This window comes from Protaetiibacter larvae (assembly GCF_008365275.1).
Classification (GTDB): Bacteria; Actinomycetota; Actinomycetes; order Actinomycetales; family Microbacteriaceae; genus Homoserinibacter; species Homoserinibacter larvae.
Genome location: NZ_CP043504.1, coordinates 401,909 through 418,903 on the forward strand (window position 1 = coordinate 401,909; position 16,995 = coordinate 418,903).

20 protein-coding genes are annotated in these 16,995 nt (G+C 71.0%); 6 read left to right on the forward strand and 14 right to left on the reverse strand.

Annotated features, from left to right (window positions below):
- Nucleotides 1-5: 5 nt before the first annotated feature.
- Nucleotides 6-2,108 (forward strand): FAD-binding protein, encoded by a 2,103-nt coding sequence (locus FLP23_RS01860; protein ID WP_168200347.1) that lies wholly within the window; start codon nt 6-8, stop codon nt 2,106-2,108.
- On the opposite strand, the gene FLP23_RS01865 is transcribed toward FLP23_RS01860, so the two are convergent.
- The gene (locus FLP23_RS01865) at nt 2,093-3,295 is read right to left on the reverse strand and encodes an NAD(P)/FAD-dependent oxidoreductase (RefSeq protein ID WP_168200348.1); all 1,203 of its coding nucleotides are present in this window, start codon (nt 3,293-3,295) and stop codon (nt 2,093-2,095) included. The two genes, FLP23_RS01860 and FLP23_RS01865, sit on opposite strands and share 16 nt — an antisense overlap.
- A gap of 164 nt (nt 3,296-3,459) precedes the next feature.
- Here FLP23_RS01865 and FLP23_RS01870 point away from each other — a divergent pair, with 164 nt between their 5' ends.
- The 5 genes from FLP23_RS01870 to FLP23_RS01890 all read left to right on the forward strand — a co-directional run bounded on the left by FLP23_RS01870 (nt 3,460) and on the right by FLP23_RS01890 (nt 6,888).
- Complete coding sequence (locus FLP23_RS01870) at nt 3,460-3,762, forward strand: hypothetical protein (RefSeq protein ID WP_149324307.1); 303 nt, start codon at nt 3,460-3,462, stop codon at nt 3,760-3,762.
- 301 nt (nt 3,763-4,063) lie between these two features.
- Nucleotides 4,064-5,248 (forward strand): IS481 family transposase, encoded by a 1,185-nt coding sequence (locus tag FLP23_RS01875; protein WP_149324224.1) that lies wholly within the window; start codon nt 4,064-4,066, stop codon nt 5,246-5,248.
- A gap of 267 nt (nt 5,249-5,515) precedes the next feature.
- On the forward strand, nt 5,516-5,764 hold the full coding sequence (locus FLP23_RS01880) for a hypothetical protein (RefSeq protein ID WP_210413916.1): 249 nt from the start codon (nt 5,516-5,518) through the stop codon (nt 5,762-5,764).
- An 84-nt stretch (nt 5,765-5,848) separates the two neighbouring features.
- Nucleotides 5,849-6,703, forward strand: coding sequence for a tyrosine-type recombinase/integrase (locus tag FLP23_RS01885; RefSeq protein WP_149324309.1), 855 nt, complete (start codon nt 5,849-5,851; stop codon nt 6,701-6,703).
- Nucleotides 6,691-6,888, forward strand: a complete 198-nt coding sequence (locus tag FLP23_RS01890) for a hypothetical protein (protein WP_149324310.1) — start codon at nt 6,691-6,693, stop codon at nt 6,886-6,888. Before FLP23_RS01885 ends, FLP23_RS01890 begins: the two co-directional genes overlap by 13 nt.
- Nucleotides 6,889-6,901: 13 nt before the next feature.
- Here FLP23_RS01890 and FLP23_RS12155 read toward each other — a convergent pair whose 3' ends face one another.
- The 13 genes from FLP23_RS12155 to FLP23_RS01955 all read right to left on the reverse strand — a co-directional run bounded on the left by FLP23_RS12155 (nt 6,902) and on the right by FLP23_RS01955 (nt 16,986).
- Complete coding sequence (locus FLP23_RS12155; RefSeq protein WP_168200349.1) at nt 6,902-7,198, reverse strand: hypothetical protein; 297 nt, start codon at nt 7,196-7,198, stop codon at nt 6,902-6,904.
- The gene (locus FLP23_RS01900) at nt 7,195-8,316 is read right to left on the reverse strand and encodes a M23 family metallopeptidase (protein WP_149324312.1); all 1,122 of its coding nucleotides are present in this window, start codon (nt 8,314-8,316) and stop codon (nt 7,195-7,197) included. Before FLP23_RS01900 ends, FLP23_RS12155 begins: the two co-directional genes overlap by 4 nt.
- A gap of 13 nt (nt 8,317-8,329) precedes the next feature.
- On the reverse strand, nt 8,330-8,827 hold the full coding sequence (locus tag FLP23_RS01905; protein WP_149324313.1) for a hypothetical protein: 498 nt from the start codon (nt 8,825-8,827) through the stop codon (nt 8,330-8,332).
- The gene (locus tag FLP23_RS01910) at nt 8,827-9,051 is read right to left on the reverse strand and encodes a hypothetical protein (RefSeq protein WP_149324314.1); all 225 of its coding nucleotides are present in this window, start codon (nt 9,049-9,051) and stop codon (nt 8,827-8,829) included. Before FLP23_RS01910 ends, FLP23_RS01905 begins: the two co-directional genes overlap by 1 nt.
- 2 nt (nt 9,052-9,053) lie before the next feature.
- Nucleotides 9,054-10,922, reverse strand: a complete 1,869-nt coding sequence (locus FLP23_RS01915) for a hypothetical protein (protein ID WP_149324315.1) — start codon at nt 10,920-10,922, stop codon at nt 9,054-9,056.
- The gene (locus FLP23_RS01920) at nt 10,919-11,272 is read right to left on the reverse strand and encodes a hypothetical protein (RefSeq protein ID WP_149324316.1); all 354 of its coding nucleotides are present in this window, start codon (nt 11,270-11,272) and stop codon (nt 10,919-10,921) included. The genes FLP23_RS01915 and FLP23_RS01920 overlap by 4 nt, the downstream gene beginning before the upstream one ends.
- The gene (locus FLP23_RS01925) at nt 11,272-12,417 is read right to left on the reverse strand and encodes a hypothetical protein (protein WP_149324317.1); all 1,146 of its coding nucleotides are present in this window, start codon (nt 12,415-12,417) and stop codon (nt 11,272-11,274) included. Before FLP23_RS01925 ends, FLP23_RS01920 begins: the two co-directional genes overlap by 1 nt.
- Nucleotides 12,417-12,926, reverse strand: a complete 510-nt coding sequence (locus tag FLP23_RS01930) for a hypothetical protein (RefSeq protein ID WP_149324318.1) — start codon at nt 12,924-12,926, stop codon at nt 12,417-12,419. The genes FLP23_RS01925 and FLP23_RS01930 overlap by 1 nt, the downstream gene beginning before the upstream one ends.
- 4 nt (nt 12,927-12,930) lie before the next feature.
- Nucleotides 12,931-13,341, reverse strand: a complete 411-nt coding sequence (locus tag FLP23_RS01935; RefSeq protein ID WP_149324319.1) for a hypothetical protein — start codon at nt 13,339-13,341, stop codon at nt 12,931-12,933.
- Nucleotides 13,342-13,345: 4 nt separating this feature from the next.
- Nucleotides 13,346-13,726, reverse strand: coding sequence for a hypothetical protein (locus FLP23_RS01940; RefSeq protein WP_149324320.1), 381 nt, complete (start codon nt 13,724-13,726; stop codon nt 13,346-13,348).
- 2 nt (nt 13,727-13,728) lie between these two features.
- Complete coding sequence (locus FLP23_RS01945) at nt 13,729-14,085, reverse strand: hypothetical protein (RefSeq protein WP_149324321.1); 357 nt, start codon at nt 14,083-14,085, stop codon at nt 13,729-13,731.
- Nucleotides 14,086-14,146: 61 nt separating this feature from the next.
- Nucleotides 14,147-15,868, reverse strand: a complete 1,722-nt coding sequence (locus FLP23_RS01950; RefSeq protein WP_149324322.1) for an HK97 family phage prohead protease — start codon at nt 15,866-15,868, stop codon at nt 14,147-14,149.
- Nucleotides 15,865-16,986: a phage portal protein gene (locus tag FLP23_RS01955; protein ID WP_149324323.1), complete on the reverse strand. Its 1,122-nt coding sequence runs from the start codon at nt 16,984-16,986 to the stop codon at nt 15,865-15,867. Before FLP23_RS01955 ends, FLP23_RS01950 begins: the two co-directional genes overlap by 4 nt.
- Nucleotides 16,987-16,995: the final 9 nt, after the last annotated feature.

The window sequence follows — 16,995 nt, forward strand, 5'->3', positions numbered from 1 at the left end:
GTCAGATGAGCACAGCCACGCCGAGCCCGCCCAACCGCCGGGAGACGATCGCCGACGCCGCGATCACCGTCATCGCCCGCGACGGCCTGCGAGGCCTCACCCACCGCGCCGTCGACCGCCAGGCGGAGCTGCCCCCCGGCTCCACCTCGTACTACGCCTCCACCCGCCTCGCCCTCATCGAGCTCGTCGCGCGCCGGCTCGCCGACCGCTCCGCGCGCGACCTGGGCGTGCTGTTCGCCGAGCTCGAACGCCTCTCGGTCGAGAAGCAGGACGACCCCGGCCGCTTCGAGGTCGCGGTCGCCGTGCTCACCGGATTCATCAACCGGCTCGCGGAGCGCGCCGACGACATGCGCGCCCGCTACGCCCTCGTCATCGACCTCGCCGAACGCGACACCATCCGCCCCATCCTCACGAGCGCATCGCCGCTGCTCGGCAGCACCCTCGACGTGGCCTCCGGATTCCTGCGCCGGCTCGGGGTGAACGCGGCACCCGAACAGGTGCAGGACCTCGTGCTGCTCACCGACGGGCTCGTCTTCACCCTCGTCTCGCGCGCCGGCTACGGCTACAAGCGGATCGACGCCGAAGCGGTCGTGCGGGCCTACCTGACCGCGATCGCGGGGCCCGCCCACCTTGCACCGGCGGCGCCCGAGACCCCGCAGGATGCAAGACCGGCGACAGGTGCCCATGGGAGAACGGGGGTGTCAGCCACCCCGACCGAAAGGGAACCCATGTCCGCCGAACGAGAGCGCCGGATTGCGCTCGTCACCCAGCTGCGCGCCTCCGGCGTGGAGCGCGTCTACACGCCCACCGACGCCGAGTACGTCGACGAGCTCGCCGGCTTCAACCGCGCCATCATCCACACCCCCGAGCTCGTCGTCGCCGCGACGACCGTCGACGAGGTGGTCGAGACGGTGCGCTTCGCCAACGAGCACGAGCTCGCCGTGCGCGTCATCGGACGCGGCCACGGCGCGCTCGCCCCCATCACCGACGGCATCGCCCTCACCACCGCGGGCCTCGCATCCGTCGAGGTGGACGCCGCCACGCGCACCGCGCGCATCGGCGCCGGCACGATGTGGAGCCAGGTGCTGGATGCCACCGCCCCGCTCGGCCTCGCCCCGCTGTGCGGGTCCGCCCCGCACGTGGGCGCGATCGGCTACCTCCTCGGAGGCGGCATCGGCCCGGTGGCCCGCACCTTCGGCTACGCGGCCGACCACGTGCGCTCGCTCCAGGTGGTGACCGCCGACGGCGGACTCGTCACCGCGGACGCCGCCTTCAACCAGGACCTGTTCTGGGCCCTGCGCGGAGGCAAGGGCGGGCTCGGCGTCGTCGTCTCCGCCGAGATCGAGCTGCTCCCGGTGGCGAGCGTCTACGGCGGCGGCCTCTACTTCGCCGCCGCCGACGCCGCCGCCGTGCTGCGCACCTTCGCGAGCTGGTCGCGCGAGCTGCCCGAGCAGCTCACGACCTCCGTCGCCCTGCTGCGCCTTCCCCCGATCCCCCAGCTGCCGGAGCCGCTGCGCGGGCAGTTCGTCGCCCACCTGCGCGTCGCCTATGTCGGCCCCGCCGCCGAGGCGGAGGAGCTGCTCGCACCGCTGCGTGCCGTCGCGACGCCCCTCATCGACGCCATCGGCGAGCTGCCGTACGCCCAGCTCGGCGCCATCCACTCCGACCCCGTCGACCCGATGCCCGTCGTGGAGGGCGGCATCCTGCTCGCCGAGTTCGGCGCGGACGCGGCCGAGGCGCTGCTGCGCGCGGTCGGACCGACCGCGGATGTGCCGCTCGCCGCGGTCGAGATCCGTCGGCTCGGCGGGGCGCTCGCCCGGGAGCCCCAGGTTCCCAACGCGGTCGGCGGACGCGACGCCGAGTACTCGCTGCACGTCGTGGGCGCCCCGGTCCCGGAGCTGCTCGGCACCGTCATCCCCGCCGTCATCGGCGGCGTCTTCGAGACCCTCGCCCCGTGGGGAACCGGCGGGACGCAGGTCAACTTCTTCGGCGGCGCCAACCCCCTCTCGAGCCTCGCCGGCTCGTGGCCCGAGCAGACCCGCGCCCGGCTCGGCGAGGTGCGCCGCCGCTACGACCCGGAGGGCCGCTTCCCCTACCCGGCCGCCTGAGAGCGCGGCCCGCGGGGGACGCGGTAGGCGCCCGGGCGGGTGAGCTCCTCCCGGGGGCTGTCGATCGTCATCCGGCACACCCAGTCCTTGATCGCAGCCCCCAGCCGCCCCGTGAAGGCGATCGGCGTCGGCGAGTCGTCGTGGCGGGTCAGCTGGATGTAGCCGTCCTTCCGGCCGAGGCTGATCGACGGGCCGAGCAGCCCGATCGAGATCGGCTGAGGTGCCGTCCCCCGCAGCTCGGCCAGGATGCGCTCGGCCGCCGCGAGACCGAGCGGCAGGGCCGTGCGCGCCCCCATCGAGAGGTGGGCGCCGACGCTCGCCGGAACGCGGACGGCGTCGCCGGCGCCCACGATCGCGGGATCCGCGATGCAGGCGAGGGTCTCGTCCACGAGCAGCCGGCCGGTCTCGTCGACCGGGAGCCCCGAGTCGGCGGCGAGGGCGGGCACCTCGAACTCGGCGGCCCACACCGTCGCATCCGCCCGCAGGAACCGGCCGTCCGCGAGCTCCGCACCGCCCGGGTGCACCCGCACCACGCGGGCATCCTCGAGGATGTCGACGCCGAGCCTCCGCAGGCCGCGGGCGATCCGGCGGCGGGCCGCCGGACGCATGCCCCGCGCCACGGCGCCCGTGAGCATGGTCACCCGGGCGCGCGGGTACGACTCGGCGAGCTCGGCGGCCACCTCGATGCCGGTCGGCCCGCCGCCGACGACGACGATCTCGCGGGCGCCGTCGGTGAGACGCGCGCGGACCCGGGCGGCTCCCCCCAGCTCACCGATCGTGAGCGCATGCTCGGCGACGCCCGGCACCCGGAGCGCGGGGCGCGATCCGACCGCGTAGACGAGCCGGTCATAGCCCAGCTCGCGCGGCCCGCTCGCCGTCGCGATGGCCAGCCGGCGGCGGGCCGCGTCGATCCGCACCACGCGACCGACCACGATCCCGACGCTCTCCCCCACCATCGACGGGAAATCGTAGGTGGGGTCGTCGCCGCCGCCCGCGAACTCGTGCAGGCGGATGCGGTGCACGAAGCGGTCGATCGGGTTGACGATGGTGACGCGCACGCGCGCCACCTCGGCGGGGGTGAGCGAGCCGCGCAGGCGGTTGGCGGCGATCATGCCGGCGTAGCCGCCGCCGACGATCACCACAGACAGTTCACCGGCCACCTGGAGGCCGGACGAGATGGGGGACACGGGCATCCTCTCCGTCCGGCGAACCGTCCCGAGTCGGGTGCGGGGGATCGCCCGCCGGCACACGCCGAGGCTGCGCCCCGCGGCTTTCCCGCGCCTTGCGGAGCGCTTGCGCCCCGCAAGGCGGGCTACTCTCGGCTCATGCCGAGCCACCCGGACCACGCCCCGTGAACCCGGTGATCTGGATCGTGCTCGCGGTGCTCGCCGCCCTCATCGCGCTCGCGGCGGTCGTCTCGGCACGGCGCCGCACCGCCGAACCCCGACCGGGCTCCGCCCGCGCGCGCATCCAGCTCGGCGACGACGGCCGGATGTGGGGGCTCCACCAGCCGGGCGCCCCCGTGCAGCGGATGGCCAAGTCCCTGGCGGTCGGCTTCGCGAGCATCGACCCCGAGGAGACCTCCGAGGTGGTGTACAGCACCGATGGCGGCGCGAACTGGCAGATCATCCCGCGCGAGGATTGGAACCGATGAGCTCCGACCCGGCGCCTCAGAACTGCAGGAGTTTCGCGTCCGCCAGCCCGCCGATCCGAGCTGCCAGCCGTCGGCGGCGCAGAATCTCCTGCATTTCTCGCATGCGGAGCGGGACGGACGGATGCTCGGGAGTCCGCCGCTGTGACGCAGGGGATCCCCGGGAACCAGAAAAGCGGCCCGCAATCGCGAACCGCTTTCGGTCTGTCTCAACCAGAGTGCGCCCGGAGGTGTCCGGATTCACGACATGGGCGACAGGTGATGCGCGACACATGAGTCGCGTCATGGGCGACAGCCTCGATGGATGTCGAACAAGCATCAGGTCGCGGTCCTGCAGATCACCGCCGGACAGCTCACGGTGTCGGAAGCCGCCCGCCGCTACGGCATCAGCCGGCAGCACCTGCACCGGCTCCTGACCCGGTTCCGGAATGGGGGCCTGGAGGCGATCGAGCCCCGCTCCCGAGCCCCGCTATCGAACCCGAACCAGACCAGCGACGAGGTTCGGCAGCGCATCATCGAACTGCGCCGTCAGCTCGCTGCCACCGGGATGGATGCCGGCCCGATCACGATCGCCTGGCATCTCGAGCAGTCAGGACATGCAGTCCCGTCGACTGCGACGATTCGTCGGATCATCACCCGCGCCGGCCTGGTCACCCCGGAACCGAGAAAGCGCCCGAAGAACTCGTTCGTCCGTTTCGAGGCCGCACAACCCAACGGCACCTGGCAGTCCGACTTCACTCACTGGCACCTGGCCGACGGCACCGACATCGAAATCCTGAACTGGCTCGACGACCACTCCCGCTACCTGCTGGGCTGCACCGCGATCGGCCGCGTCACCGGCGACGACGTGATCGTCGACTTCCTGCGCCTGATCGACACCTACGGCCCGCCGGCGACCACACTCACCGACAACGGCAGCGTCTACACCGCCCGCTTCGTCGGCGGGAAGAACGCGTTCGAGCTCACCTTGCCGCTGCTGGGCATCCAGCAGAAGAACGGCCACCCAGGCCACCCGCAGACCCAGGGCAAGATCGAACGCTTCCACCAGACCCTGAAACGCTTCCTCGCAGCTCAGCCCGTCCCGCGCACGCCGGCTGAGCTGCAGCACCAACTCGATGCCTTCCGGCAGCACTACAACGAACACCGCCCCCACCGCGCAAGAGACCGCATGACCCCCGGCGACGCCTACCGCGACACCCCGAAAGCCCTCCCCGCCCGACGCATCGAATCCGGCCACTACCGACTGCGCTACGACCACGTCGACGACCGCGGCAAAGTCTCCTTCCGCCTCGCCGGACGCATGCACCACCTCGGCATCGGCATCGAGCACCACCGCAAACGCATCATCGCGATCGCCGACCACGAAACCGTGACCGTCATCCACCTCGACACCGGCGAAGTCATCGCCACCAACCAGATCGAACCGACCCACAGCTACTGGCGCAACACGAAGAAAGCCCCAGGCCGATGGCCCAGGGCTTCCACGTGAACGTCACACATGTCGCGACTCACCTGTCGCACATGTCCCGACTCATCACAGAGTGCGCCCGGAGGGACTCGAACCCCCAACCTTCTGGTCTGTAGCCGCTGAGCTCGACGCCGAGCCGCAGTACTGCCCTCAGTGCGGCGACCTCCTCGTCTGGGGCGTCTGCCCCGCCGCACCGCACGACCAGCCCTGGCCTTTCGACGACGCGTTCTGGGCGATCGTGTGTCAAGCCGAGTTTGACACTGAATCGACGCACGCGCGAGGGCTGGCGTGATCGAGACGACCGACTATCTCGCCATGCTGCGCCGCATGATCGCGGCGGGCGGCAAGCGTGTCGCCGAGGCGGACGAGGTGGAGCTCGGCGAGCTCGTGTCTCTGTTCGACGACCTCGAGGCAGCCGTGCAGCTCGCCGTCGACGGGCAGCGTGCCGGCGGCTCGTCCTGGGCACAGATCGGCGCCGGCCTCGGCATCACCCGCCAGGCTGCTCAGATGCGATGGGGCCGCGCGGCCGCGTCATAGCCCCTATCCTCGGCGCAACCCCCCAGCGCCGATCGAGGCCGGCCGTCCCTGCAACGGCCGGCCTCACGTTTCCCTGGGAGGACCATGCACCCGATACCCGCCACCTGGTCGAGCGCGATCGCCGACTACCTCGCCGCTCAGCGTGCGAGCTCGGCCGCGACGTCGACGATGTACACGCGGCGGCAGCACCTCGAGCATCTCGCCCGCCGCATCGAGGTCGGGCCATGGTGTCTGACCTCCGAGCAGCTCGTCGACTACATCAAGGCCCAGGAATGGGCGCGCGAAACGCAGCGCGGCCGGCGCACGACGATCGACAGCTTCTACCGGTGGGCGAAGCGCGCCGGCCACGTGAAGAGGTCCCCAGCGAAGGTGCTCGAGAAGGTCAAGCCCGGCGACCCCAACCCCAACCCGGTCCCCGACGACGTCTACCTCGCAGCGCTCGCGCGCGCCGACGTCGACGAGGCGCTCTGGATCGACCTCGCCGCCGAGCACGGCCTCCGCCGCGCCGAGATCGCCCGCCTCCACTCACGCGACATCGTGCCGACACTGCTCGGGTTCGACCTGATAGTGCACGGCAAGGGCGGCAAGCTGCGCCGCGTCCCGCTCACCTCCGCGATGCACCGCGCGCTCGTCGACCGTGGGGGCGGCTACCTGTTCCCCGGAGCCGAGGGTGGGCACGTCTCGGCCCGCTGGCTTGGCAAGCGCGTCAATCGTCTGCTCGAGCAGCCCTGGACGATCCACAAGCTGCGGCACCGCGCCGCGACCCGGTTCTACCTCGCAGCTGACGGCGACTCCTACGCGGTCGCCGAGCTTATGGGGTGGGCGAACATCTCGATGGTGCGCGTCTACGTGCGGCTGCCCGACACGAGGCTGCGCGGCATTGTCGAGGCTGCGTCCCGCCACGGCAGCGCGCTACGCTCCCCGGCATGGACCCCATGACCGTCGTCGCCATGCTGGCCGGCTGGCTGATCAGCCTCGTCGCGCTGTACATCGTCATCCGCCTGGCCGTCACGCACGCGCTTCGCTCCATCAACAAGCCAGCCCCGGTGCGCAAGGCACCGGGGCTGTTGCCGGTCGCGCCCACGTCTTCGCGGGCGGCGCACATGGATGACGACGCGCTATAGCTGCGCGACCTCCTCACCTGATCCATCGGCCTCGTCGCCGTCGCGGTCGATGATCGAGGGTGCGCTCGATGCCGAGGTGGTCCTCGATACGGGTGACGGCCCGCTGCAGTCCGTCGACGTCGTCGCGCAGGTTCGTGCGATGGGAGTTCTCGACCTGCGCGCGGGTGGCTTTCGCATGCCGGCGGATGCGCTCCTGCGAGATCCCGATCCATCCGGCGATCGCGATGATGAGCGCGTTACCGATGACGGCGGCCGCGTTGACCGCCGCCGCCTCACCCTCGGGGCTGAGGTACGGGAGCAGCCAGCTCACGAGCGGGTCTTGGCGTAGCGGGACAGGCCGAGGGTGGCGCCGATGAGACCGAGCCACCCAACGGTCGCGCCGGACACCTGCGCAGCCACGCTCGGCCCCCAGGCGGCCCAGTCGATCACGGTGAGGCCGATCGCATAGGGGACGGTGATGCCGGCGAGGGCGAGGGCGATCCAGAGCGGCTTGGCGATCTTGTCGGGGATGATCGGCTGCTCGGGCTGCTCGAGGCCGAGCTTGGTGGCGGTGGCAAGGATCGCCTGCAGCTGCTCGTCACTCAGCGGCGGGCGGACGGGGGTCGGATCGGTCACGGGTTCCTCCTCGGGTTCGGGGGTCGCCGGGATCTCCGGCTGGGGTTCGGGGGCCGGCTGCTCGACAGGCTGCTCGACAGGCGTCGGCTCGGGGGCAGGCTGGGGTTCGGGTGCAGGCGCCGCGGGGGGCAGGTTGACCCACGTCGACCAGATGTGCGCCTCGGCGGCGTAGGTGAGGGGGCCGGGGTCGCCGTCGATGCCGCCGGTGTAGAAGCCCCACGCGCGGCCGAGGGCCTGCACGAGGGTCCAGTACCTCGGGCCGGGGACGCCGTCCTGGTCGGCGTCGGTGGTCGCCCGGCCGAGGTTGGCGGCGTGCTGGTTGAGGAACGCGGCGATCGCACGCACCTGCGCCCGCCGGGCTTCCTCGGCGGCTGGGTCGGAGCGGGCCGCGATGTAGGGGATCGGGTCGAAGGTGGCGCCGATGACGGAGCCGCCACCCTTGGTCCACGAGAACGCGAGGTGCAGGTGCGCTCCGGTCACCGCTCCGGTCGCGCCGACGTAGCCGACCGTCTGCCCGAGTTCGACCCGCGCGCCTGCCCCGACCGCAGCTGCAGCGCGCATGTGGCAGTAGAGCGCGTACACGCCATCCTCGTGGAGGACCTCGAGCGTGTACCCGAGCACCTTCGACGGCGAGCTCGAGCGGGCCACCACGGTGCCGGCGGCGACCGCGGGGATCGCAGCCCCAGCACCGGGGGCGAAGTCGGTCCCGAGGTGCGGGTTGGCGCGCTTCGCGCCGGTGTCGAGGTACTCGGCACCCCAGTGCCCATTCTTCGGCTGGGTCGAGACGGGGAACGGCAGGCGGTAGGTGGTCATCGGGGATCCTCTCTCACACCACGACGGGCTTCCAGGCGTCGTCGACGCCGGCGTAGGGGACTGCGGGCTTCCAGATGCCGTTGACGCCCGCGTACACCTCGGCTTCCACCCAGGCGTCGCCGACGCCAACGCGGGCACGGTTGCGGGGCGACAGGGCGAAGGTGGCGGCGACTGTGCCGGCTGCGACGTTGCCGCGCGGGTCGGAGAAGCTTCCGGACACGGCGGTCGTCGCGGCGGCGGCGACGGTGAAGACGTGCGAGATCAGCAGGTCGCGCTTGGTGGTGCCTGGCGGTACGGTGCCGCGGAGGTCGTAGGTGCCCGACCCCTCGAGCTCCTGCCCGTCGACGGTGATCGACCAGGAGTTGTCGGTGTAGTTCGACCAGCGACCGGTCCCCGACAGCCGCTCGAGGTACAGGGCCGCGGTGATCGGCCACCCTGCCGCGGGGGTGCCCTCGGACACGGCGAGCACCAGGCGCACACGCGGGTCGAGGGTGACGGCGTACTCGGGCATCAGACCACCTTGAACAGGAGCCCGCCGTTGACGACCGCGGGGAAGGTGTCGGAGATGATGATCTTCGAGGCAGGGAACGCGGCCGCGTCGCCGGCGGCTCGCGCGTCGATCTCGTCCGCGAGCTCGTCGCCGCGCCGGTTGATGTCCTGATAGCCGACCGCGTGGTCGTCGGTCGCCTCCACCACGTAGAGTCCTTTCGCGGCCGCCTTGTCTCCGATCGCCATGGTTACTCTCCCTGCTCGTCGATGTCGGTCCACGGGATGCCCGTCACATCCGTCCAGTCGCCCTCCGCGAACAGCCACGCCGTGTCGGGGGTGTCGACGATGCCGCGGGTGCCGACCTGCATCGTCCCGTCGCTGCGGAACTCGACCGAGGACACGATGCCGACCTGGGTGGGGGTGCCGGGGATCGTCGCGACGACCGTCATCCCGGGGGTGGCGGTCAGGTCGGTGAGGGCCTCCGGGTCGAGGGTGCGGCCCTTCCCCTCGGCTCGGCGCAGCGCCGACTGGGCGGCGCCGGGGCCGGGGTAGGGGCGGGTCACCTCGATCAGCCGTCCGATGCCGTGCGGTGCGCCGGCAGCCTCATAGACGGTCTGCTGGACGCCCAGGCTGTCGGTCCACCTGTAGCGGACCACGATCGTCTCGGCGAACCCGGGGCCGGTGGATGCTTCGGCAAGGTCGATCCGGTCTCGAGCTGCGGTCGCGTTGTGGGCGGCGGCGATGCGCACCGACCCCTCGAGCGCGTACGTCGCAGGATCGACGAGCCGCCACACACGCTGCTCGTCACAGAACAGTCGCAGGCCGGCGGCCTCCACCAGGCTCGACAGGAAGTCCCACGCCCGCTCGCCCGGCTCCCGCTTCAGAGTGTCGGCGTCTCGCACCGGGTCGGTGATCGTGAAGTCGGCATCCGCGTCGCCCGGGGCGAGCTCCGCGTCGAACGCGGTCAGCAGGTTGTCGATGATGTCGCGCAGGCTGCCCTGGTGCGCCTCGGCGGAGTCGTCGACCACGGTGCCGCCGAGGATGTCGTCGAACAGGGCCGCCTCGTCGCTGCGGCCGGTCAGGGTGACCGTCGCAGCGCCGGCGTCGAGCTCGCGCGCGTGCAGCACCAGGTCGAAGCTGCGCTCCTGGATCGCGCCGGTGTCGAGCCGCTCACGAGTCAGGTCCACCTCGAGCCGCAGCCGGTCGCGCGGGTCGATCACCTGGAAGACGCCGGGCTTGGGGGCGCTGCATGTGAGTTCCGCCTCGACGTACGGGGTGCGGGACTCGTCGAGGCGAATGCGGTAGTCGACCACGTCGAGCTCGATCCCCGCGAGCTCCTCCACCTCCTCCGGGTGGTCGACCACCCACACCGGAAGTCCCTCATGCGGCGGCAGCTCGATCAGCTCCCGCATCGTCGACGGGCTGAGATTCGCGGGGCCGACCCAGTCGTACTGGACCCCCGGGACCGCGGTGTCGTCGGGGAAATCACCGGCGAAGAAAGTTGCGTCCACAGGGTCGGCCGGGGCGGTGGAGCCGATCTCCACGGCGAACTCCTCCAGGTACGCCGTCGGCGCGTACCCGGTCGGACGGATGACATTGATCTGGACATGCACATAGGCGGTGTCGGCCGGCATCGTCGCCACCCACGCCCTCCGAGCGGCGGTCGTCGCGAGGTCGAGCGCCGCGCCCGTGAGCACGGACATCGCGGTGTTGTTCGCCCGGTATGGGGTGAGGATTGTGCGCAACCGCACGTACGGCACGGAGCCTCCTCCACGGGTGCCTGTGACGCTCACTGTGACCCGATCGCCGGCCACGGCGGGGAAGCCTTCGTCTGCCGCGGATGTCGATACCGCTGTGCGGCGGATCACGATGAGGGAGGTGTTTACTACGGCGACGGCGATGCGGCCGGCTGAGTGGGTGAGTGTGCCGCCGTCCGGGCGGAAGTTCGCCAAGTCGAGCCCATACGGATCGGGCGCGAGGTTCGTCCGCAGCACCGGACCGGCCGCCAACCCGCCCGGGATCAGCCCCGTCTCCCAGTGCCCCTCCTCCGGGTGCGTCACGACGAACTCGCCCGGCAGTCGGGCGGCGATCGTCTCCCGCAGCATCAGCGAGCTCACGGCGCGAGCTCCTGGAAGTCGAATCGGACGATCCAGCTGCGGCGTGTGTTTGTGAGCTCGAGCTCCACGGCGGCTGCGACGAACGTCATGTTGAACACCGGGCGGTCGGTGTCGGCGAGGGTGACGATGCCGCCGCCTGAGAGCATCTCGACGGCCGCGACGGCGACCTCGTCGTCGCGGAACAGCAGTTCACGGCGACCGCTGCGCAGGCCGGCGGGCCGCCCTGTCACGGCGAGCTCGTTGGTCCCGAGGATCTCGTGCATGACGGTGCGGCCGCGACGTGTGGCGGTGTATCCGAGGTGCAGCGTCGCGGTTAGGGTGTCGCCGCCAGAGCTGAGTGTGGTCGCCATCAGATCTCCCGCCCGTACCGGTCCATGAGCTGCAGCTTCATCTCGACGACGCGGCGCATCGTGTTGCGGCGCCACGTCTCGAGCTGTTGGTCTGCCGCGGTTGTGTCGACGACGGCGGTGGTGGTGACGGTCTCGGGGATGCCGTCGAGGTCACCCTTGAAGGTGGAGACGTTCTGCGTCGCGCGACCGGTGTCGGCGCTGATCAGGATCTCGGTGCCGTCGGGGAGTGTGTAGAGGGCGTTGCCGAGCTCGTCGACTTCCTTGGTCGCCTCACCGGCGCTCGAAAGGATGCTGAGGAGCCCGTCCGAGACGTTGTCGGCGATCTCTTTGCCTGCGGTCATCTCGCCGTTGAGCTTCGCCATCGCCGACGATCCGGCGTTGTAGGCGAAGCTGACATCCATGAATCGCTGGATCTCGTCTTCCGTCGGCGCGGTGCGGTTCTCGCCGTAGGCGGTGAGCTCGGCGTTCATCGCGGCGAGGTTGTCTTGCACCAGTTGGAGGGCGGTGGAATCGCCTGCCATGGCGCGCATGGCGGTCGTTACGTCGGTGCCCCAGTTGGTCGCGTTGGTGCCGGCTTCTTTGTAGCGCTCGGGGTCGAGTGCTATCGCATTGAACTCGGCGACGATCTGGGCTGTGCCGAGGATGTTGTTGCCGGCGTCGATGTAGCTCTGCGCCCACTTGGATGCCTTCTGTGCGTCGGCTTCGGTGGCCTCGCCTACTGCCGTGATTGCTGAGCCGATGAGGCCGACACCGGCGGCGGCGCCGGCGGCGACGAGGCCGATGCCGGGGAGGCTTGATGCGAGCCCGCCGAGGGTACCTTGCACGAGGTCCTGGATGGACGACATGGACCCGTCGAACGAGCTGGTGACTTCGGAGAGGTTCTGCAGCGCTTCCTGCTTGAACTCGGCCGAGGCTTCGGAGACTTTGCTGTAGCCCTTGCTGCCGACGTCGGCGACGTCGCGTTGGGTGGTTTGGGCGGCGCGCTGCAAGTCGCGGAAGCTGCGCTCGAGGCGATCGGTGGAGCGTTCGCCGTCGCGGGCGACGTCGTCGAGGCTATCCGCGACGTCGTCGAGCGCGTCGTCGACGTTCTTGGTGCCGCGGAGGAACTGGGAGACGTTGGCGAGGAAGTCGAAGACGATGGGCATCAGGTGCCCCTGGGGGTGACGTCGGCGAACTGGGAGAACTCGTCGACGATGACGCCGACCCATCCGGCGATCGCGCGGTGGATGACGGATGCGGCGGCGGGGCTGGCTATGTAGCCCTCGCGGGTACGGGGGCGGAACTGGCGGCCGACGGTGATGGTGGCGGTGTGCCGGCGTCCGAGGCGGCTCGTGCGCTCGAGCTTGCGCTTGCGTTCCTTCGCGCCCCACTCGATGGGGGCGAAGTTGATCGCGGGCACGAGGCCACCGCGGAGGGGCCGGGTGGAGGTGGCGGCGTAGGCGCGGATGTTGCGGGCGCCGACGGCGATGCGGGCGCCGGGGACGATCGCGCGCACCTCGAGGCGGGTGAGGGCGTGGCCGAGGAGTGCTTCTGTCCAGACCGGTCGCAGCTCGGTGCGGGCGCGCTTGTTGATGTTGAGGCGCACCTCTCGCTCTGCTGCCTTGATGGACAGCAGAGCGGCTTGGAGCTCGCGCGAGCGGCGGACGTCGAGCACGGACCTACGGCACCGGGACGAGGGTTGGCACGGTCGACGGCATCGAGATCGTGGACTCGTTGAACTGGTTGACCTTGCCGCCGATCTGCGGACGGATGAGGGTCACCTCGGCGGTGAACTCGACGTCGGAATCGGCGTGCGGCTTGTAGCTGATGGTGACGGTCTCGCCGGCGTGGTCGAACGCGAACCGACAGAAGCTGTCCTCGTCGTCCCACGCCTGGATGAAGGTGAGGTTGCAGACCTGGTCGCCCTCGCTGAGGTCGGGGGCGATCGCGTCGGGGGTGCCGCCGTGCCAGGACTGGGCGGTCTGGTTCGAGGGCCAGTTGATGTCGGAGACGTGTTTCTCGTAGTTGTCGGCGCCGACCTTGACACGGATGTCCTTCTGCGGTCGCGCGGCGAGCGGGATCTGGGCCATGGTGCTACTCCTCGGTTTCGGTGATGGGGGATGCTGCGGTGATGTTGAGCTGGATCGCGGGATGCCCGTTGGGGTGGCGACCACGGACGGATGGGGTCCAGAGCATCCCGGGTGAGCGGATGACGGCGAGCAGCACGTCATCGAATGCGTCGTCGAGCGCGGCCTCGTCGGTGTTGAGGTCGGAGGCAGGGATGAGCACGGTGAGCTCGAAGGTCTCGATGACGCGGGACTGGGTGTTGGCTGGCTCGATCTGAGTGCGGATGAGCTGCAGGAACGCGTCGTAGCCGGGCTCGAGCTCGGCGAGGTCGCGCGCGTCGGCGTACACCTTGATGGTGGCGGGCAGCTGCGCCTCGAAGTAGTCGCGGAGGTCGGTGCGGGAGGACATGGTCAGCCGATGCGGTAGGCGGGGTCGGGGTTGAGGCGGCCGCGGATGCGGCCGAGGGTGAGGCCGGGGGTGGTGCCGCCGTAGCCGTCGAGGCCGGTCTCGTCGGCGCCGGCGTTGACGCGGGCGGTCTCGTAGATGTAGCGGGCGTAGAGGTACTGCGCCTCGGCGAAGCGGGTGGGGATGGTGGCCGGGGCGTCGCCTGCGGGTGGGGTGAGCTGCTCGACGGCGTTGAGTTCGACCCACTCGCGGGCCGTGGCGAGGAGGTCGGCGAGGCGCTGGTCGTTGGAGGGCGCACCGGCCCACGTCGCGCGGAGGCTGGGGACGTCGTGCCAGCTGGTGCGGGGTGTGGGGTCGGGCATGGTGTTCTCCTCGTGGGGGGCACCTGCCCCGGCGCGGCCGGGCGCCGGGGCAGGTGGTCGGTCAGCTCGGCAGCACCTCGCCGTAGGTGCGCTTCACGATGAGCCGGGGGTCGTTCGGCTCGAAGCGCAGGTACGAGAAGATGCCGACGTCGATGCGGCCCTTGCCGATCGCGTTCGCCTCGAGGTGGAACGGGGACTTCTCGCGCACCACGGCGGCGCGGCTGTCGAACGCGACCGCCTGGTTGGCGTTGAGGGTGCTGTCCAGCTGGATGCTGAGGCGGCCGACGTTCGCGTCTCCGGCTGCGATGTCGAGGCCGATCTCGGCGGACTTGAGCCACAGGGGCAGGTCCTCGGTGGGCACGTCCTCGAGGAGGCCGAACTGGGTCGCTCCGAGGAACACGCGGTTGGCGATGCCGCCCTCGATCGCGCGCACGTCGCGGATGACCTGCTTGAGCAGCGCGAGCACGCCGCCGGCTGCGACGGTCGCGGTGCCGCCGGCGCCAGCGGTGATCGCGCCGGGGGCGGCGGCGGCCGCGAGGGTGCGGGTGCGGATGCCGGCGTTCGACTGGCGGATGTAGGAGCGGGTCGCAGCGGGCCAGAACGAGGACCAGAACTCGGTGTCGGCGAGGTCCTCGAAGATGCGGTCGACGCCCCATCCGCCGGCGATGCGGAATGCGGTGAACTCGACGGACTCGGTCTCGATGTCGTTGGAGGGGACGTCGCTCGGGGTGCCGGCGTACTCCGCGACGTCGGGCTGGTCGACCCAGCGCCAGCCCTTGCCCTTGATGCCGGTGAGCTCCTGGGTGGCGCCGAATGCGTCGATCCACGGGCGGCGGGGGTCGTTCGCGGTGAACAGCTCGCCCTGCCAGTTCTCCCGGCCGACGAAGCCGGTGCCGGCGTCGTCGGCCGGGAGGATGTCGGAGATCGCGAGCTGCACGGCGGCGAGGCTGCCGGACTGGGCGGCGGCGGCGAGACGCTCGGACACCTGCCGGACGTTCATCGTCTCGCCGAGGACCTGGACGGGCGGGGGCGCCTGGTGCTCGTTGAGCTGGGGGCCGGCGGCGACTGCGGGGTCGACGGTCGGGGGGCGGTGTCCCTCGAGCGTGTCGAGCGCCGCGAGTGCGGCGTCGTGCTGCTCCTGGGTGATCTGGCCGGCCGCGAGGGCCGCCGCGAGCTGTGCTCGGTTCATGGTGCGGTGTTCCTTTCGTGCGGTTGCCAGGGCGGCGGCAACGGATGAGACGCCGGCCTCCTGGACGGCGGGGACCGCGCAGAGGCTGGTTTCGTACCAGTCGGCGCGGTAGATGTGGAGCACCCAGTTCTCGTCGAACTCGTACTCGTGGATGGTGAAGCCGACGGAGAGGCCGTCGCGGAGGTGGTCGTTGATCTCCTGGGAGACGCGGTCGACCTCGGTGGAGGCGACCTGCCAGGATGCGGACTGGCGGGCGTCGTCGACGTCGAGCATGTAGCCGACGGGCTGGGTGTGGTCGTGGTCGCGCATGAGCTTGTTGCGGGTGAGCGGCTCGCGCGGGACGAGGGCGCCGGTGTGGATGACCATGCCGTGCGACTCGATGATCTCGTCGTAGCGGGTGACGACGTCGGCGTGCACGACGCCGGTCTGCTCGCCGCTGTCGTCGGTGTCCACCTCGAGGCGGACGGCGCCGACGGCGAGGTGCAGGTCGAGGGCGGGGCGGGTGCCGGCGGTGAGGGCGGTGAGGGCGGCGGCGTGCTGCTCGGCGGTGATGAGGCCGGCGCGCAGGAGCGCGTCGAGCTGGGCGCGGTTCATTCGGTTCCTCCGGGGGTGTCGGCGGGGACGGTGGCCCACCCTTCCTGGGCGGCGATCCAGGCGTTGTCGATGAAGCCGGCGGTCTTGCCGATCTGGTACGCCTCGAAGCGGGTCTTCATGTCGTCGCGGGTGAGCCGGTCGGTGTCGGCCTCGACGGTCCAGCCGCGGGGGGTGACGTCGGGCATGGCGAGGCGGCCGGCGACGGCCTCGAAGTAGGAGCCGAGGGTGAGGTCGAGCAGCTCCCAGTTGCGCAGGGACCGGTTGTCGTAGGTCATCGTGGCGCCCTCGATCGCGGTCGACGCGGCCCATGCGGGCAGGTTCGCCTCGCGGATGACGTCGAGCGAGATCGTCTTGCGGCCGTCGATGATGAGCGCATCCGCCGGCTTGCCGTGCGGAATGACCTTGAGGCCCTTCGGGGTGTAGGCGACGCCGCGGGTGCGGCGGGCGGCGGCCCACTTGTCGAGCAGGTCGTCGATCTTGTCCTGGGGCAGCTCGACGCCGAGCTCGTCGTGCAGCTCGACGGCGGGGATCGGGGAGTCCTCGGCTTTGGAGGCGGCGAGGTCGAGCGCGATCGCACGCTGGACGATCTTGCCGGCGTTGTGCAGGAAGCCCTCGCCGAGGGGGCTGTCGAAGCGGATGACGTCTTCGGGGCGCACGGGGGTGTCGCCGACCTTGATGAGGCGGCCCTCGTTGTCGAGGCCGGCCTTGGCGAGCGGCACCCACTCGACCCACGCCGGCCACCCGTAGGCGTCGCGCTCGGTGACGTGCCACCAGGTGCAGGACTGGAAGAACAGCGCGTCGTATGTCCAGGTCATCGTCGTCGATCGCGGCACGCCCCGCTCGGGCTGCACGAGGAGCGACGGCTGGGCGGGGACTCGGGCGCCGTCCTTGCGGGCGACGAGGGGAATGCGGCCGGCGGTGCCGGCGATGACGTGGCGTGCTGCGGCGACGGAGGCGACCTTCATCGCGTTGGCCCGGTTCACGTGCACGTAGGCGGGGAGCGCGCCGAGCCAGTGCTGCAGCGTGATCTGCGCGAGCTCGCCGTCGGCGAACTGCGACGCGTACGGGCGACCGACGATGCCGAGCGCCCGGCGCGCGAAGCTCTGAAGACGACCCACGCCACGATT

Excerpts from the sequence above, each read along its gene's own strand:
- FLP23_RS01885 (WP_149324309.1), top strand. The coding sequence starts at position 5,849 with ATGCACCCGATACCCGCCACCTGGTCGAGCGCGATCGCCGACTACCTC.
- FLP23_RS01950 (WP_149324322.1), bottom strand. The coding sequence starts at position 15,868 with ATGAACCGCGCCCAGCTCGACGCGCTCCTGCGCGCCGGCCTCATCACC.
- FLP23_RS01925 (WP_149324317.1), bottom strand. The coding sequence starts at position 12,417 with ATGCCCATCGTCTTCGACTTCCTCGCCAACGTCTCCCAGTTCCTCCGC.
- FLP23_RS01900 (WP_149324312.1), bottom strand. The coding sequence starts at position 8,316 with ATGACCACCTACCGCCTGCCGTTCCCCGTCTCGACCCAGCCGAAGAAT.
- FLP23_RS01935 (WP_149324319.1), bottom strand. The coding sequence starts at position 13,341 with ATGGCCCAGATCCCGCTCGCCGCGCGACCGCAGAAGGACATCCGTGTC.
- FLP23_RS01940 (WP_149324320.1), bottom strand. The coding sequence starts at position 13,726 with ATGTCCTCCCGCACCGACCTCCGCGACTACTTCGAGGCGCAGCTGCCC.
- FLP23_RS01945 (WP_149324321.1), bottom strand. The coding sequence starts at position 14,085 with ATGCCCGACCCCACACCCCGCACCAGCTGGCACGACGTCCCCAGCCTC.
- FLP23_RS01890 (WP_149324310.1), top strand. The coding sequence starts at position 6,691 with ATGGACCCCATGACCGTCGTCGCCATGCTGGCCGGCTGGCTGATCAGC.
- FLP23_RS01860 (WP_168200347.1), top strand. The coding sequence starts at position 6 with ATGAGCACAGCCACGCCGAGCCCGCCCAACCGCCGGGAGACGATCGCC.
- FLP23_RS01910 (WP_149324314.1), bottom strand. The coding sequence starts at position 9,051 with ATGGCGATCGGAGACAAGGCGGCCGCGAAAGGACTCTACGTGGTGGAG.
- FLP23_RS01905 (WP_149324313.1), bottom strand. The coding sequence starts at position 8,827 with ATGCCCGAGTACGCCGTCACCCTCGACCCGCGTGTGCGCCTGGTGCTC.
- FLP23_RS01875 (WP_149324224.1), top strand. The coding sequence starts at position 4,064 with ATGTCGAACAAGCATCAGGTCGCGGTCCTGCAGATCACCGCCGGACAG.
- FLP23_RS01920 (WP_149324316.1), bottom strand. The coding sequence starts at position 11,272 with ATGGCGACCACACTCAGCTCTGGCGGCGACACCCTAACCGCGACGCTG.